The organism is Bathymodiolus japonicus methanotrophic gill symbiont, from assembly GCF_019721995.1.
In the GTDB taxonomy this organism is placed as follows: Bacteria; Pseudomonadota; Gammaproteobacteria; order Methylococcales; family Methylomonadaceae; genus Methyloprofundus.
Genome location: NZ_BLYC01000003.1, coordinates 152,106 through 167,357, shown reverse-complemented (window position 1 = coordinate 167,357; position 15,252 = coordinate 152,106). Strand labels below are relative to the sequence as shown.

General features: G+C 42.8%; 19 protein-coding genes and 2 pseudogenes. 18 read left to right on the top strand and 3 right to left on the bottom strand.

All coding sequences use genetic code 11. From position 1 onward, the window contains the following. Positions 1-155: 155 nt before the first annotated feature. From rsxE to K6984_RS05850, 14 genes are all read left to right on the top strand, one after another. Positions 156-839, top strand: a complete 684-nt coding sequence (gene rsxE / locus K6984_RS05915) for an electron transport complex subunit RsxE (RefSeq protein ID WP_221894660.1) — start codon at positions 156-158, stop codon at positions 837-839. Positions 840-1,033: 194 nt separating this feature from the next. Further along, positions 1,034-1,354: a hypothetical protein gene (locus K6984_RS05910; RefSeq protein ID WP_221894820.1), complete on the top strand. Its 321-nt coding sequence runs from the start codon at positions 1,034-1,036 to the stop codon at positions 1,352-1,354. Position 1,355: 1 nt separating this feature from the next. Beyond that, positions 1,356-2,303, top strand: a complete 948-nt coding sequence (locus tag K6984_RS05905; RefSeq protein ID WP_221894659.1) for a glycosyltransferase family 2 protein — start codon at positions 1,356-1,358, stop codon at positions 2,301-2,303. Then, positions 2,296-3,762 (top strand): ArnT family glycosyltransferase, encoded by a 1,467-nt coding sequence (locus tag K6984_RS05900; protein WP_221894658.1) that lies wholly within the window; start codon positions 2,296-2,298, stop codon positions 3,760-3,762. The genes K6984_RS05905 and K6984_RS05900 overlap by 8 nt, the downstream gene beginning before the upstream one ends. Before the next feature lie 6 nt (positions 3,763-3,768). Beyond that, entirely contained in the window at positions 3,769-4,215 is a 447-nt protein-coding gene (locus K6984_RS05895; protein ID WP_221894657.1) for a GtrA family protein, read from the top strand. Between the two features lie 215 nt (positions 4,216-4,430). Next, positions 4,431-5,021, top strand: coding sequence for an electron transport complex protein RnfA (locus tag K6984_RS05890; RefSeq protein WP_221894656.1), 591 nt, complete (start codon positions 4,431-4,433; stop codon positions 5,019-5,021). 65 nt (positions 5,022-5,086) lie between these two features. Beyond that, entirely contained in the window at positions 5,087-5,263 is a 177-nt protein-coding gene (locus K6984_RS05885) for a hypothetical protein (protein WP_221894655.1), read from the top strand. A gap of 124 nt (positions 5,264-5,387) precedes the next feature. Next, positions 5,388-5,819, top strand: a complete 432-nt coding sequence (locus K6984_RS05880) for a hypothetical protein (RefSeq protein ID WP_221894654.1) — start codon at positions 5,388-5,390, stop codon at positions 5,817-5,819. A 142-nt stretch (positions 5,820-5,961) separates the two neighbouring features. Beyond that, positions 5,962-7,200, top strand: coding sequence for an IS630 family transposase (locus K6984_RS05875; RefSeq protein WP_221894653.1), 1,239 nt, complete (start codon positions 5,962-5,964; stop codon positions 7,198-7,200). Positions 7,201-7,715: 515 nt separating this feature from the next. Continuing rightward, a complete protein-coding gene (locus K6984_RS05870) occupies positions 7,716-8,207 on the top strand; it encodes a hypothetical protein (protein ID WP_221894652.1) in 492 nt (163 codons plus the stop codon). Beyond that, positions 8,204-9,370, top strand: coding sequence for a hypothetical protein (locus tag K6984_RS05865; protein WP_221894651.1), 1,167 nt, complete (start codon positions 8,204-8,206; stop codon positions 9,368-9,370). Before K6984_RS05870 ends, K6984_RS05865 begins: the two co-directional genes overlap by 4 nt. Next, the gene (locus K6984_RS05860; RefSeq protein ID WP_221894650.1) at positions 9,346-9,585 is read left to right on the top strand and encodes a hypothetical protein; all 240 of its coding nucleotides are present in this window, start codon (positions 9,346-9,348) and stop codon (positions 9,583-9,585) included. Before K6984_RS05865 ends, K6984_RS05860 begins: the two co-directional genes overlap by 25 nt. Before the next feature lie 78 nt (positions 9,586-9,663). Further along, positions 9,664-9,888, top strand: a complete 225-nt coding sequence (locus K6984_RS05855) for a hypothetical protein (protein ID WP_221894649.1) — start codon at positions 9,664-9,666, stop codon at positions 9,886-9,888. A 107-nt stretch (positions 9,889-9,995) separates the two neighbouring features. Further along, positions 9,996-10,166, top strand: a complete 171-nt coding sequence (locus tag K6984_RS05850; RefSeq protein WP_221894648.1) for a hypothetical protein — start codon at positions 9,996-9,998, stop codon at positions 10,164-10,166. A gap of 142 nt (positions 10,167-10,308) precedes the next feature. On the opposite strand, the pseudogene K6984_RS05845 reads toward K6984_RS05850, so the two are convergent. From K6984_RS05845 to K6984_RS05835, 3 genes and pseudogenes are all read right to left on the bottom strand, one after another. Further along, positions 10,309-10,473: pseudogene (locus tag K6984_RS05845) on the bottom strand (patatin-like phospholipase family protein); the annotation flags it as partial. 228 nt (positions 10,474-10,701) lie between these two features. Then, the gene (locus tag K6984_RS05840; protein ID WP_221894647.1) at positions 10,702-11,988 is read right to left on the bottom strand and encodes a DEAD/DEAH box helicase; all 1,287 of its coding nucleotides are present in this window, start codon (positions 11,986-11,988) and stop codon (positions 10,702-10,704) included. A gap of 270 nt (positions 11,989-12,258) precedes the next feature. Next, entirely contained in the window at positions 12,259-12,744 is a 486-nt protein-coding gene (locus K6984_RS05835) for a DDE-type integrase/transposase/recombinase (RefSeq protein WP_338024463.1), read from the bottom strand. Positions 12,745-12,841: 97 nt separating this feature from the next. Here K6984_RS05835 and K6984_RS05830 point away from each other — a divergent pair. The 4 genes and pseudogenes from K6984_RS05830 to K6984_RS05815 all read left to right on the top strand — a co-directional run. After that, positions 12,842-13,261, top strand: a pseudogene (locus tag K6984_RS05830) (transposase); the annotation flags it as partial. Between the two features lie 44 nt (positions 13,262-13,305). Continuing rightward, positions 13,306-13,671: a YtoQ family protein gene (locus K6984_RS05825; RefSeq protein ID WP_221894645.1), complete on the top strand. Its 366-nt coding sequence runs from the start codon at positions 13,306-13,308 to the stop codon at positions 13,669-13,671. A 268-nt stretch (positions 13,672-13,939) separates the two neighbouring features. Further along, positions 13,940-14,800, top strand: coding sequence for a DUF3014 domain-containing protein (locus tag K6984_RS05820; RefSeq protein WP_221894644.1), 861 nt, complete (start codon positions 13,940-13,942; stop codon positions 14,798-14,800). A 152-nt stretch (positions 14,801-14,952) separates the two neighbouring features. Next, complete coding sequence (locus K6984_RS05815) at positions 14,953-15,141, top strand: hypothetical protein (RefSeq protein WP_147889094.1); 189 nt, start codon at positions 14,953-14,955, stop codon at positions 15,139-15,141. The last annotated feature ends 111 nt before the right edge of the window (positions 15,142-15,252 follow it).

Here is a 15,252-nt window from a genome sequence, read left to right as displayed (position 1 = left end):
ATTCGTTTCAAATGCTATTGCCTAAGGGGAATTAAGTAGGGGTTTGCTATAAACATGGCAAAACCACCTAAAATAAACCTCGATACACCAGCATTGTGTATTTCAGCTACTCAATAATTGGGAAACTTCAGAAACAAGATTAGAATGAGGTAAATATGACTCAAGCCACAAAAAAAGAAACACCCTTAACTCTCGATGTCTTTACTGCAGGCATCTGGAAAGAAAACCCAGTATTCGTAATGATGCTTGGGCTATGCCCGGTATTGGCGGTGACTAATTCGGTACTGAACTCGCTTGCCATGGGTATTGCCAGTGTTTTTGTACTGGTTTGCTCTAATGCGCTGGTATCCGCCTTGCGCAACTTTATTCCCAAGCAAGTGCGCATCACCACTTATATTATTATTATCGCCACCTTTGTAACGCTGGTGGATTATATTATTCAGGCAGTTAGCCTGGATTTATATAATAGACTAGGTGCTTTTATTCAGCTAATCGTAGTTAATTGCTTAATTTTAGGCCGTGCAGAAGCCTATGCGTCAAAGCACTCATTTACTAAATCAGTGGTTAGCGCACTGGGCATGGGGCTCGGCTTTACCCTAGCACTGGTGATGCTAGGCGGTGTACGAGAATTATTAGGTGCGGGGCAATTATTAGGCTATCAGGTGTTTAGCACCCAGTTCGAACCCTGGTTAGTGATGATTTTACCTCCGGGTGGGTTTATAGTGCTAGGCTGCTGGTTATTGCTGATTAATTATGTCGAGCAACGTAAAACAGGCAAATTAATTTTACACGATGAAATAGCAACGCACAGTCAATTACCGTCAGAGAGCTTTAATTAAGCTCAGGTCAACGACATCACAACTCGGCTTTTATAAAGTTTCTCCTTATTGTAGCTGAAATACACAATGCTGGTGTATCGAGGTTTATTTTAGGTGGTTTTGCCATGTTTATAGCAAACCCCTACTTAATTCCCCTTAGGCAATAGCATTTGAAACGAATGAAAAGACTATTTTTTTTCATATAGTTGTAGCATATTTTCAATTTTACCATAAATAATTATTGGGAAACTTCAGATATAAAAATCTACGCCATTAATCTGTTTGAGTACTCTCTGCCTTATTATTTACAACGCAATATCAGCGTCGTTGGCTATCAAGGCAATATGCAATTTGGTATAGGCCGTGAGCCTGGAAACTGGATAGCTAGTGAGGCTGATTTTTTGCCTGTGTGGTTAGCAACACAACAAGCCCTGGCGATAGTTTCGCCAGATACTTACCAGAACTGGCAAAAACAAAATATTCCGATGAAAATCGTTTATCAAGACCCGCGCCGTATTGTCGTCGCAAGATATTAATATGCAACATACTGAACTTTTATCCATCATTATTCCGTTTCATAATGAACAGGAAGTGATTAACGAGTGCCAGCAGCGCATATCAGAGGCCATCAAAGCAATTGATATGCAAGTAGAAATACTTTATGTAAATGATGGCAGTAAAGATAAGACCTTAGGTATACTTATTGATTTAATGCGGCAAGACCCACGTATTAAAATCATCGATTTAAGTCGTAATTTCGGCAAGGAAATTGCCATGACCGCAGGCCTGGATAAGGCACTAGGCGATGCTGTGATAGTCATAGATGCTGACTTGCAAGACCCGCCCGAGCTTATTGCTGAAATGGTAAGCACCTGGCGCACAGGATTTGACGTGGTGTATGCCAAACGCACCCAGCGCAAAGGCGAGAGCTTTATTAAAAAAATCACTGCCCGGCTGTTTTACAAGCTGATTAATAAGATCAGTGACCATGAAATTCCGGAAAATGTGGGCGACTTTCGGCTTATGAGCCGCCAGGCTGTCGATGCGTTAAACCAGGTACGTGAGCGGAAACGTTTTATGAAAGGCCTGTTTGCCTGGATCGGCTTCTCGCAAACCGCCATAGAATATAGTCGCGACCCCAGGCTGGCAGGTGAAACTAACTGGAATTACCGCAAGCTCATAAAATTTGCCATAGAGGGCATCTCATCATTTACGCAAGAACCTTTGCGTTTAGCAACTTATGCGGGCTTTATTACCGCATTTTGCGCCTTTGTATTAGGGTTATATTTTATTGTCAAAACCCTTATGTTTGGCGAAGTGATACAGGGTTTCCCAACTTTGATTACCGTCATATTATTTTTCTCGGGTGTGCAGCTATTATCGATCGGTATCTTAGGTGAATATATCGGGCATATGTTTATCGAATCGAAACAACGACCGCTTTATTTTATTAAAAAGACCTACTCAGCCAAAGCAGATGACTAAAGCATTCAGCAAACTATCCCTGGCTATTCTTTTTATTGCCGTTTTAACGCGCTTGTTAGGGATTATTGAATATCCACTACACGACCCAACCGAAGCGCGTTATGCAGAAACCCCCCGCTTAATCATAGAAACCGGCAACTGGATTATGCCACCGTTTAATTATGATGTACCGTTTTGGGGCAAACCCCCGCTGACATTCTGGCTGACAGCGATCTCATTTAAACTATTTGGTTATTCCGAATTTGCAGCGCGCTTGCCGGTGTTTTTATTAGCGGGCCTGGTGTTATGGCTGAGTTACCGCTTTGCAAAAGGATTACTCGGCGCTGAAAAAGCGGCTTTTAGCAGTATCGTACTCATCAGCACAGCGCTGTTTTTTATTGCCAGTGGCGCGGTGATGACCGATATGGCTTTATGCCTGTGTATCAGTTTATCCATGATTAGCTTTTGGCATGCGCTCAATACCCCTGATGCACGACAGGCAAAAAAGTGGAGCTACTTATTCTTTGTAGGTCTAGGCCTGGGCTTATTAGTGAAAGGGCCGATTGTTGGTGTGCTGGTTTTATTACCGCTGATCGCGTGGGTTGCCCTGGAAAAACAATGGCTACCCGCCTGGCAGCAGATACCCTGGTTTAAAGGCTCTACGCTGATGTTATTAATCGCGGTCCCCTGGTATATCATCGCCGAAATTGACAGCCCCGGATTTATCAATTATTTCCTCGTAGGTGAGCACTATAAGCGCTTTGTCGATGCGGGCTGGCATGGTGATTTATATGGTGTCGCACATAAGCACCCGCATGGAGAAATCTGGTTATTGTGGCTATTTGCCAGCTTTCCCTGGTCGTTTATTTTTCTTGGCAGTATCTTAAGCTGGCCGTTACGCAAGAACAAGACGCTCACCTTAAAAAATGCCTGTCAGGGTAGCTGGCACAGCTATCTGTTATTCTGGGCAATTGCTCCGATGGTGTTCTTCACTCTCTCTGGCAATATTCTATATACCTATGTATTGCCGGGATTACCCGCTTTCGCCATGATGGTCACAGAAATGCTGTACCTGCGCTTTGATATCAAAAAGCTTATGCAAAGCAAGTGGCTATATGCTGGATTTATCATACCCATTGCAGGTCTGGTGTTTATGAGCCTGGAATGGACAATGCCGGAAAAATTAAAGTTTGAAAAGAATCAAAAATACCTGGTCGAAATTTATCAAAATGACAGCCAGACAGATAATAGCCAGTTGTCTTATGCTGGAGAGCGCTTGTTTTCAATAGATTTTCATACTCAGGGTCAGGCTAAACGTATCGGTTTAGATGAGGATTCTATCAATGCATTAAGCAATAACACAGTGGAAGATTATTTAATTATAGAAAAAAAACATCTCAAGCGACTTCCCAGCTCATACCTCAAGAGCTTTACAGTGCTGGCAGAGTATCGTAAATATGCTCTTTTAAAAGAAAAATAAGCGCCTATGAGTACACATAGTTTTTTTAAGACCTTTATACGCTATACCATTTCAGGTGGGCTTGCCACTGCGGTGCAATTCATCGTATTAATCCTGTTAATTGAATACCAGCTAACGACCCCGCTACAGGCAAGCATGATAGGCGCTGTATGTGGATTTATCGTTAATTACAATATCCAGTTTCACTGGGCATTCAAGGTTAACGGTCCGCATAAGGCTTTTTTTACACGTTACTTAATTGTCAGTGCAACGATGTTTGGTCTTAATGCAGCAATTTTCTGGCTGAGCACAATCCCTGAAATACTTGCATTATTGCAAAGCATTCCTTATCCTGAACAAATCCCATTTGCGCAGCCCAAAAATATTGCCTACTGGTATGCACAAATTATTGCGAGTACGGTCGTGTTTTTAGGTAATTTTCTGACCAATCGCTATTACACCTTTAATGAGTGAGGATTTAATAATACCCGAAAGTATGGCGCAGGATTTTGGTTTCACAGTCGTGCTAGGAAAATAAGCGCATAGCTGGCTACGTAATTGTTTTTGTAGTGCGACTGTGGAGCCAAAAAACAAGTCAGACTCGGGTATTATTGAATTCTCGCTCTTAAACACATTAAACCAGCGATACTTGTACAGTAATGTACCGGGTATTAACAAGGTAACCCACTATGAATCCAGAATCCCTCAGTTATATTTTTCTCAGTGCCTTCCTGATTAACAACTTTGTGCTCGCCATGTTTTTAGGCTTATGCCCCTTTGTTGGCGTTTCCGCTAAACGCGATACTGCTTTTAATATGAGCCTGGCAACTACCTTTGTCATGTTCGTTAGCTCGACTTGCGCTTATGGTATTAACCAGGTATTAATGGCTTTTGAGCTGGAGTTTCTACGTTTAATCAGTTACATCGCATTAATTGCCTCATCGGTGCAACTAGTGGAAATGGTATTGAAAAAATTTAGCCCCGCTTTATTTAGAGCTCTGGGGATTTTTCTGCCACTCATCGCCACCAATTGTGCAATCTTAGGTGTCGCCCTGTTTCAAACCTCACGTGAATACGACTTTTTACAATCAGTATCATTCAGCCTTGGCGCTGGTGCAGGTTTTGGTTTAGCTATTGTATTAATGGCTGGGTTACGCGAAAAACTGGAATTATCCAACTTACCCAACATCACCCAGGCAGCTGCTTTAAGCATGATGCTGGCGGGAATTCTATCCCTGACCTTTATGGGCTTTGCGGGTCTTGGTGGAACAACCGCCTAACAAAACAGACTGTAGCGCGGACTTCAGTCCGCCAATATTGGACAAACAAAAATCGGGAGAAAATGATGCTAAACTTTATTATCGCAATGGCAGTTATATTCGGGCTAATGATCGCCTGGATTTACATTCAGCAAGCCGCTAGAAACTATGCCGCCAAACACCCTGAATTTGGCGCAATGAAAGAAGAGGGTCTAGGCTGCGGCAAAAACTGTGGCTGCAAAGGCGGCGTATGTGAAAAATAAGTGATCGGTAACTTAGGCAACTCGCAATAAATAACCCACCCTTATACTCGATGTTCAAGTTTTTGATATTGAGAAGGTAAAATCAGGTATTCTGAGGTTGTTGTAATTTTATCGGTGTAAGCCCATGTTAATGAATGCCCCAGCCACCTTTATCCAAAGCTATATTGACGATTTAGATGATGCGCTCAATCAGCTAAAACCCGGAGCCGCTTTGACACGGATTCAAGCCGCTTGGTTGGGCACTTGTTTAACGGGCATACTGCTAATGAACTCTGTTTGCTGGGCTAAGTTTGAGCGAGCAAGCCTTGGAGATTGCAAAGTAGCCGCATTATCCTGGGTGTTTCGTAAAGCAAGTATACCCTGTGACTGGTTGCTACGGGTGAGTGTGGTCTTAATTTTAAAACGTTATGGCATTACTGAAGGTGTGTTGGCCTTTGATGAATCAGACCGAGCACGATCTAAGTCTACAAAACGTATTTATAAGGTTTACAAGCAGAAACACAAAGGCTCCGGCGGGTATGTTAATGGACAAACGATAGTATTATTGCTGCTATAGACTTTCAGAAAATTAATTTCCGAACAAACAAAAACGACAGAGGGGAAACTGGCTTATAATTTTCGTCCCAACACTAACGGAAACAGTCAAAAATGGTATCCCTCACTTTTTCAAAGTCAATTGTAGACCGACTAAAAAAAATATGGCGACAGCTCTCAAGCTAAGTAATATTTGTTTATATCGATTAACTCAAGCTCTACTCTGGTTCAGTGAATGCATGGGAATCAAAGAAATAGCACGCCTAATGGGAGTCTGTGAAAAAACCATTATAAATTGGCTGAAAACATTCATGCATAAAGGTGTCGGTTGGTTAATAGGGCAACACTATCAAGGACGTGGTCGGAAGTCAAAGTTAACTAAAGACCAGAAAAATAGATTGGTTGAGTTGATAAAGAAAGGCCCAGAAGACAATGGATTTCATTGTGGAATATGGAATACTGCGATGATTGCCGAGCTTATTTGGTTAAAATTTGAAGTTCGTTATAACTTGAACTATTTATCAAGCCTAATGAAAAAACTGGGCTTCAGTTATCAAAAAGCTCGTTTTGTGACTGATCGCCAAGAAGAAGAAAAGTACGAGCTTGAAAGAAAAACGTGGCTGGAAGAAACATTGCCTGCCATTATGGAAAAGGCGGTAGAAGAAAAGAGTGTCGTTTTATTCGGTGATGAGGTGTCATTTGCTATGTGGGGTTCATTGGCACGAACCTGGGCTCCAATAGGAGAGCAACCCACAGTGAAAACATCAGGGATTCGAAAAGGGTTGAAAATGTTTGGTACGATCGAACTCGAAGGAGGGAGTTTTCAATACCGAGAATCATTGGCTTATGAGATAAAACCAAAGTCACTTAGACTTTTAAAAGAAGCTGGGCTGCCTCAAGAATTTTTAGCTATTCTTAAAAGCTTAAAAAATGAGAAATATCCAACACAGAAGCTTTTTATGGAAGCGATATATTCTATTGCCGACAACGTCTTAATCGAGAGTTATAAGCCAATGATATTACAACACGCTGAAACATCTGGGCGTTTTAATGGTGAAAGCTATGTTGAGTTTTTAACACAATTGCTGGCTTATTATAAAGGCAAGATTATTCTAATTGAAGATGGTGCCCCGTATCATGGAAGCGGTGTTATTAAGGAATTTAAGTTAGCTAATGTAGATCGTTTGACAGTAGAACGTCTCCCTGCGTTCTCGCCGGATTTTAATCCGATTGAGAAATTATGGAAAAATACGAAACGCGATTCGACTCATATGAAGTATTTTAAGACTTTTGAAGATCTTCATGATTCAGTTGTGCAAACTTTTAACACTTATATGTATGATGCCAGTAAAGTGATTTGTGTTATGCAAAAATTGCGGGAAGATTTCGTTGTTACCGCCTAAGTTTAAGCGCTCCAAATTTGGAAATTATTTATCTGAGAAACTATAGCTATGAATCATCAAGATGAAAGTTCCAGTACTCTGATACCTGGCATAGCAGGATATAACTATGCTGACCTGCATAAACCTGAAAAATTAGCTGAGATTTATGCCGAATTTGAGCATACTGTAAAACTCAAGATGCAGCGTTATACGCCGAATTCACCAAGTATCGCAATTCCCAGGATGACGCTATAAGCGTAGTGCAACAATCTGAACTGCTGGTCAAAATGACACCGCTGCTAGGCGCGTTTATAGCGAAATTATTTAATGTGGGTGATAGCCGCATACAACAGATCAACAGAATACAACATGAATTCGATCATGTCTTTGTGTATCGCAATGAAATAATCAGCAAACTGGCAAAACACTTTAAGTAGGAAAATATAGCTGACTGGAATATCCAGACCTTACAACAGCAGTTAGAGGCATTACTGGCAGGCACTGGGCGCTCAGACTTATGGCTTAAAGACCCTGAAATGGCCATCAGTGAATTGGCTAGCGAATTATGGCGGGCTACAAACAATGATTCTGGCAATCATCTCAATGCCGTTGAACTCCACGCAAAAGCCCTATTACTTAAACAGCAATTAAGTAAAAACTCACAGACCACCTTACTATTAGCACCGCAACTGGAAATCCAAAGTCCAGCCGACTTTATCCAATCATTACTAGAAATTGTCCGACACTGGAGTTTTGCCGCGCTGAAAATTCCACACATTAAGGCACAGGTAGCCCTGTGGGTCAGCTTCAAAACACCCGCTAAAACAGATTTTACAGACCTGATTGAGCATACAACCCGGACAGAAAATCAATACTCAGTCTGGTCAGCACATCGAAGCGATCATCGTCGCCGTGATGGGTTTGGCTTAACTGATAAGCGCTTTAATCAGCGCCAGGTACTGTATGAAGTTGATCACTGCATATATACTGTCATGACCGCGACACGGACTCCTGTTCCAAGGGCATGAAAAACAAAAAGGACGGTCGTTTTAAAACTAACCCACTGGGTGTGACTATTACCGGCTGCCCACTGGAAGAAAAAATTTCGGAAATGTATGTGCTCAAACGTCAGGGCGATAATATCGGCGCACTGTCTATCGTGATGATCGATAATCCCATGTGCCCTGGTACCGGCCACCGTATTTGCAATGATTGCATGAAAGGCTGCATCTATCAGAAAACCGAGCCGGTCGATATCCCGCAAATCGAAACCAATGTATTAACCGATGTACTGTTTATGCCCTGGGGATTTGAAATCTATAGCCTGTTGTCTCGCTGGAATCCATTAAATATCAAACGTCCCTATATGCTGCCCCACAACGGTAAAAATGTACTGGTGGCCGGTATGGGACCCGCAGGTTATACCTTGGCACATTATTTACTAAATGAAGGTTTCGCTGTAGTGGGTATTGATGGTTTAAAAATTGAGCCATTATCCACGTCGCTGACCGGAGATAGTCAGACAGTACCGTCACCCATAAGAGACTTCAATGATCTTTATGATGAGCTGGATAAGCGGGTCATGCTTGGCTTCGGTGGCGTTGCAGAATACGGTATTACCGTGCGCTGGGATAAGAACTTTCTCAAAGCCATTTACCTAAACCTGCTACGTCAGCAGACATTTCGCTGCTATGGTGGCGTGCGTTTTGGCGGCACTCTAACCATTAATGATGCATGGGATTTAGGGTTTGACCATATTGCTATTGCCAGCGGTGCCGGGAAACCGACGGTGATCGGTATAAAAAACAACTTGGTCCGTGGCATTCGTAAAGCGTCTGATTTTTTAATGGCGCGGCAACTCTCAGGAGCTGCCAAGGAATCTTCCCTGGCTAATCTACAGGTACGTTTACCAGCCGGTGTTATCGTAACCGCAGTTGATACCACTACAGAATTGCTCGCCTATTACCCGGTGCAGGTGAGTAAAATTCTGCACCGCTATGAAAACATTCTGGCTGTGTACGGCGAAGACAGCGTTCGGCAGGCATACGACGAGGAAGAGTTGCAAATCCTGGACGAGTTTCTGGCACACGGGTGCGTTATTCAGGCCGAACGCGAGCGGGCTAATGGTGCCGGAGAAACGCCCAATTTCCTGCCTTTTCTACAGCAATGGCGCGGCGCGACGCTGCCTTAAAATATGACGGTGAAAACGACTATCGCTATTTAGTGGCGACAGACCTGACTTGGCGCACACAAGATATTATTCAAGCCTATACGTTGAGGTGGCTGATTGAGGTTTTCTTTGAGGGCTGGAAGCTTTATGAAGGATGGGGGCGTGAGGCCAAACAATTAGATGAAGAGGGATCAAGCCGTGGCCTGATTCTGAGTCTTTTGTTTGACCATCGCTGAAAATCATGGAAACGGAGCTTAGCGAAGTGGTGATTTTTAGTCCCTGATAGGCGACAGGGCAATTCGCTGATTCGACGTGTGCTAGCAGCACGCGAGAGGAGCAAGAATTGCATTCCGATGGATGTACTGCTTGAGTTCATCACGTCATTGCTAGAGTTTCCAGATCCTGGTGATAAGCTGAAAGAGTTAGGTGAATTAATAAAGGATGTGTTTCAACTGATGCCATCAGGAAAACATATGATTGGCAGAGATTTAGGGCGCTTAGGGCCAACAGCATCATTAAAGTATTGTTCTGCTGGGTGAAGGTAAGAGTTTGATGGCAATGGGATGGAAAAACTTGAACATCGAGTAAAAGTAATTTCAAGGAAACTAAAGCTTGGTCTTCCAATACCCGCTCACTTGAAAATCAAATGCGCCTGACTGCAATGAGCTATAATTTAATGCGCGTGTTTGAAGAGATTTCAAAAACACAACTGCCAGAATTGATTCATCCATCGGATAAAAAATATAGCGAGGCTCTGGAGATAAGGCAGCAACAGGCTCAAAAACGAGATCGTTTTGTGAATCCATTATTTTTCTAGGCAAGAATATCTCGTATCAGCTCGTATACCATTCGGGCAGTTCAAAACGCAATAATAACAGGAATGTCTTTACAGTGCTTTATGAGCTCTCTTGTGGCGAGGTTAGTTTTACGGCCTCAATTGATAGGGGAACACTGATGCCCAGCTTGCCAATCGCGTATATGCCGCCTATCAGTGCACCGATGGAACAACCTGAAATAGACTTAATTTGATAGCCTTGTTTTTCCAGTTCTTGGATAATACCAATATGTGCCAGCCCCCTGGCGCCGCCACTACCTAAAATCAAAGAAACAGTTTTGTTATTCATGCAAGCCCTTAAAAATAGATATGGGTGGTCGGTTCGCTCCTCCTATACCAATATGTAACATGGTTATAATTTTAAATTTCTGTAATATGAGCCGAAATTAAGAGTGTAACAAACAATATTTTACGAATAAAAGTAATTGAAACTCCTGGTTGTGTCTAAACACAGTATCTTGTGTCTGATGGAGCTAACCACCCACCTCACTTAAATTCATATCACGCACAGACCAGCTTACTTGTTCTCCTGGTTCGAGCGAGTTCGGTTATTTCTGCCTCTGGGATTATTGCCCTGTTTACTCGCACCAGAACGTTGTCCATCTCTATGCCCGACTCGAGGCTTTTTCGGTTTGATAGGTCGGCGGTCTAAGCGCGACTCCGGCAAGGTATGTACAGGCTCGAAATCATCCACGATTTCACGCGTCAGCACTGTTTTAATCAACCGTTCTATATCAGACAGTTGCACAAATTCATCTGCACTAACTAATGATACCGCCTGACCGCTTGCTCCGGCGCGTCCTGTACGGCCAATACGGTGAATATAATCTTCTGGCACATTAGGCAGATCGAAATTAACCACTTGTGGCAACTGATCTATATCCAGTCCGCGTGCAGCAATATCGGTTGCCACTAGAATGCGGATATGGCCAGTTTTAAAATCAGCCAAAGCTTTAGTGCGTGCGCCCTGGCTTTTATTACCATGAATTGCTGCAGCCTGGATGCCTTCTGTTTCCAGGTGACGGACTAATTGATTCGCACCGCGTTTGGTACGGGTAAAAACCAGCACCTGCTGCCATTGGTACTGTTTGATCAAGTGCGTAAGCAAGTAAGCTTTTTTTTTCTTATCGACTGGATAAATGCGCTGCTTAACAGTTTCTGCCGTGGTATTGCGCGGACTCACAGAAATTTCTATCGGGTTATGTACGATAGTTTTTGCTAACTTGCGAATCTCATCAGAAAAAGTGGCCGAAAACAGCAGGTTCTGTCGTTTCTTAGGCAGTGTGGCCATGATCTTGCGGATATCATGGATAAAGCCCATATCCAGCATACGATCTGCCTCATCCAGGACCAGAATTTCTAATTGCGAAAACCGAATCGCTTTTTGATTATGTAAGTCTAATAAACGACCAGGAGTGGCGACTAGAATATCCACGCCTTTACGCAGGCGCATCATTTGCGGGTTGATTTTAACCCCGCCAAAAACAACGGTAGAGCGCAAGGGCAAGTGCTTGCCATAACTAACAATGCTCGCTTCGATTTGTGCTGCCAGCTCGCGTGTCGGGGTTAATATTAATGCGCGCGCCTGGTTTGCATTTACGTGTACACCGGTATTCAATAATTGTAATAACGGCAATGTAAATGCGGCGGTTTTACCCGTGCCTGTTTGTGCAGCCGCCATGATATCGCGCCCTTGGAGTACCGCAGGGATTGCTTCAACCTGTATGGGGGAAGGTGTTGTGTAGCCTTTTTCTTCGATGGCTTGTAGAAGATCAGGAGATAGGTTTAGTGCGGCAAAACTCATGTATGGTCTCGTTTAAAATTAGAATCACTTTTCAGCGGGCAATGTAGTCTACAGGAACTTGGCGCAGAGCAGGTAATAAATTACCCTGCATGGACATACTAAATAGATAGCAGATATGCGGCTGATTATAGGCGAATAATAGTGCTGATTTAATTACTGAAGTTTCCTAGTTTTTAAAGCATAAGAATATCAGCTAATGCTTATTTTTCTGAAATATTAGATATTACTAATATTAATGGCATTCCGTTGACTAAAAGCCTTGAATTCTTTTTAAAAACAACAGTTTAGTCGTTGGGTATGAATTTCACTGGTGTATTGACTGCCTTGATCCGTATTAAAAATTTCAGGTGTTCCGTAGAGAGAAAGCGCTTCATCTAATACATCCATAACTAAAAAAGAATCCATTGTGTTTGATATTTTATGGGCGAGCACTGCTTTTGAGTGCCAATCAATAATCGCCGCTAAATAAACCATCCCTTCTTTGGTTTTAATATAGGTTATATCTGTACTCCAAACTTGGTTAGCGTGTGATATATCAAGATCTCTAAGCTTATAAGTATATTTTTTATGTTCTTTTATGGGGATCGTTGTATTGACTTGTTTTACCGCTAATACGGCTTTCAAGCCCATCTGCTGCCGATAACTCGCCACCGTGTTTAAACTGACTTTAAAACCACCTTCAAGCAACTGCTGGTGTACTTTAGCCGCACCATAAATAGGGATGTCTTTAAAAATGTGATTAATCTGAGTTTTGATCTCTTCTTTCTTTTTATTCTCTCTTTTTTTGAAGCTAGTTTTAGTGTATAATGAAAGTTTCTAACACATTGATTATACAAATAAAACGACCTCATTTCAGGTTGTCTGGGTGTTTCGTCGCACACAGTGGATTGCTTTGTTTACGACCGATCTAAGTTTATCCGTCACACAGATTATTGAGTATTATGGTGCGCGATGGAAAATAGAATCCGGGTTCAAAGCGCTCAAGCAAGACATAGGGAGTCAGAAAAGTCAGTGTCGAAATGCGCAGGCAGTGACCAACCATTTGAACTTCTGTATGATGGCAACAAGGCTGACGTGGATTTACGCGGATCGTTTAAAAACCGATCCGGAACGTCGGCACAAAGTGAAGGGGTGAGCCAGTTTCGCATTTTCAGATATCCGCCGCATCATTGCCGAAGCGGCTTTGGATCCGGATTTTGAAAGGGTTTGCACCAGATACAGCAGCTCCCCTGTAAATTCGGTGGTAGCCGTTTTATTGCGAATGGTTGCTTGATGAATTTCTAAGAAACTTCAGATATTCAATCTTAAGGAGTCATAATGTCTTACACTATTTACCTATCCGGTGAAATTCACAGCGACTGGCGCGAACAAATCAACCAGGGAATTGATCAGCTTAAGCTGGATATCAAAGTATTAAGCCCGATTACCGACCACGATAGTAGTGACCAGGTCGGTGAGAAAATCCTCGGCACAGAAGATAATAATTTCTGGAAAGATCATAAAGCAGCAAAAATAAATGCGCTGCGCACGCATAACTATATTCGTCGCGCGGATATAGTGGTGGTTAGATTTGGTGATAAATATCGCCAGTGGAACGCCGCATTTGATGCCGGCACAGCTTATGGGCTGGGCATTCCGGTTATCGTTATGCATGCTCCCGAACTGAAGTTTCCCAATTATTGAGTAGCTGAAATACACAATGCTGGTGTATCGAGGTTTATTTTAGGTGGTTTTGCCATGTTTATAGCAAACCCCTGCTTAATTCCCCTTAGGCAATAGCATTTGAAACGAATGAAAAGACTATTTTTTTCATATAGTTTTAGCATAGTTTCAATTTTACCATAAATAATTATTGGGAAACTTCAGATTGAATATGTATTCACTTAGGCTTATTATAACTAATATGCACTAGAGCCCGCTTGCTTAAGCGGGAAAGCAAACAGGAGGCGTTATGCTGGAACAAAATATCAATAGTTCGAATAAATCAACTGTAGTGATAACCGGAATCGTTACTGTACTGGTGCTGGCAGGCTTATTCTTTTACCTGCAGGCGGAAGATGACGATCCCGGTGTTAGTACACAGCAGGCTGAGCAAGTGTTAGTGATACCCGAAGTAGAGTCACGCAGTGCAGCGGAAACTGAACCTGAAAATCTGGATTTTGCCAGTCAATTACCTCGCTATGATGACGATGGCTTGCAGTTTGTAGCGAGTGATCCATTGCCTGAGCTGACAAAAAGCGATGCTGAATTTTCTCAGGATATGTTGTCACTTTCAGCGCAAATGCAGCCCATGTTATTTAAAAAACAGGTGATCAGGAAAAGCATTTTTTCTATTAATGATCTGGCTCAGGGAATGCGCCCTCCGGTAAAACGCTTACGTGAATTATCTTTTAATCAGCCCTTCACCGTGAGCGAAGTTGCCGATAAGCTATATATCTCGCCGGCATCCTACCGGCGCTATGATCAATTAGCACAGGTAATTGATGCTATCGATGTTCAGGCAGCTGTCATGGTGTATCAAAAATACCTGCCACTTTTTCAGCAGGTCTTTAGCGAACTGTCCTACCCGGAAAATTATCAGCTACTGGACATTATTAAAGCAGCGACAGCGAGAATAATAGAGGCACCTGTTATCAACGGAAAAATCGAAGTGATACGTCCAGCTGTACGTTATAAATTTGCTAATCCCAAGCTGGAAAAGTTAACACCACTGGAAAAGCAAATGTTACGTATGGGGCCTGAAAACACGCGGCTGATTCAAAATAAATTACGTGAACTGGTCGCTGTCTTGATTGTATCTGAAAAAGAATAAGTAGCATGATTAGTTTCGTCAGCCTGAAGCTATTGACATATTATCTTAGATTGATGAGCTCAGTTAAACATAGTTTATTTGTACAGGCGCGCCATGCTACCTCACAACATTCTGGGACTCCTGTCACCAACATTCATTCGCCTACGCAGCGAATGGGAGATGCCCTGGTTGCCCTGCGTCCGTCTCAACTACGCACAAAACCCTGCTCAGTTAAGACTACCTCAAATGGCTGGACGGCTTTCGGAATGCAATTCTTGCCTCCCTCGCGCGCTACTAGCGCACTTCGGATCAGCGAATTGCCCTGTCGCCTACCAGGGACTAAAAATCATCACTCCGCTTAGGCTCCGTTTCCCTGATTTTAAGCGGCAGTGTTTATACTGATGTCAGCGTGCGTTCCGCATGGTAATCAGGTGCATACGCGTACGGAAGCAGGGAGCTTTCCAGCGGATAGT

Coding starts and splice junctions, on each gene's coding strand:
- K6984_RS05895 (WP_221894657.1), top strand. CDS start 3,769: ATGAGTACACATAGTTTTTTTAAGACCTTTATACGCTATACCATTTCA.
- K6984_RS05850 (WP_221894648.1), top strand. CDS start 9,996: ATGCGCCTGACTGCAATGAGCTATAATTTAATGCGCGTGTTTGAAGAG.
- K6984_RS05905 (WP_221894659.1), top strand. CDS start 1,356: ATGCAACATACTGAACTTTTATCCATCATTATTCCGTTTCATAATGAA.
- K6984_RS05880 (WP_221894654.1), top strand. CDS start 5,388: ATGTTAATGAATGCCCCAGCCACCTTTATCCAAAGCTATATTGACGAT.
- K6984_RS05900 (WP_221894658.1), top strand. CDS start 2,296: ATGACTAAAGCATTCAGCAAACTATCCCTGGCTATTCTTTTTATTGCC.
- K6984_RS05875 (WP_221894653.1), top strand. CDS start 5,962: ATGGCGACAGCTCTCAAGCTAAGTAATATTTGTTTATATCGATTAACT.
- K6984_RS05825 (WP_221894645.1), top strand. CDS start 13,306: ATGTCTTACACTATTTACCTATCCGGTGAAATTCACAGCGACTGGCGC.
- K6984_RS05860 (WP_221894650.1), top strand. CDS start 9,346: ATGGCGCGGCGCGACGCTGCCTTAAAATATGACGGTGAAAACGACTAT.
- K6984_RS05870 (WP_221894652.1), top strand. CDS start 7,716: ATGGCCATCAGTGAATTGGCTAGCGAATTATGGCGGGCTACAAACAAT.
- K6984_RS05890 (WP_221894656.1), top strand. CDS start 4,431: ATGAATCCAGAATCCCTCAGTTATATTTTTCTCAGTGCCTTCCTGATT.
- K6984_RS05820 (WP_221894644.1), top strand. CDS start 13,940: ATGCTGGAACAAAATATCAATAGTTCGAATAAATCAACTGTAGTGATA.
- K6984_RS05885 (WP_221894655.1), top strand. CDS start 5,087: ATGCTAAACTTTATTATCGCAATGGCAGTTATATTCGGGCTAATGATC.
- K6984_RS05865 (WP_221894651.1), top strand. CDS start 8,204: ATGAAAAACAAAAAGGACGGTCGTTTTAAAACTAACCCACTGGGTGTG.
- K6984_RS05815 (WP_147889094.1), top strand. CDS start 14,953: ATGGGAGATGCCCTGGTTGCCCTGCGTCCGTCTCAACTACGCACAAAA.
- rsxE (WP_221894660.1), top strand. CDS start 156: ATGACTCAAGCCACAAAAAAAGAAACACCCTTAACTCTCGATGTCTTT.
- K6984_RS05840 (WP_221894647.1), bottom strand. CDS start 11,988: ATGAGTTTTGCCGCACTAAACCTATCTCCTGATCTTCTACAAGCCATC.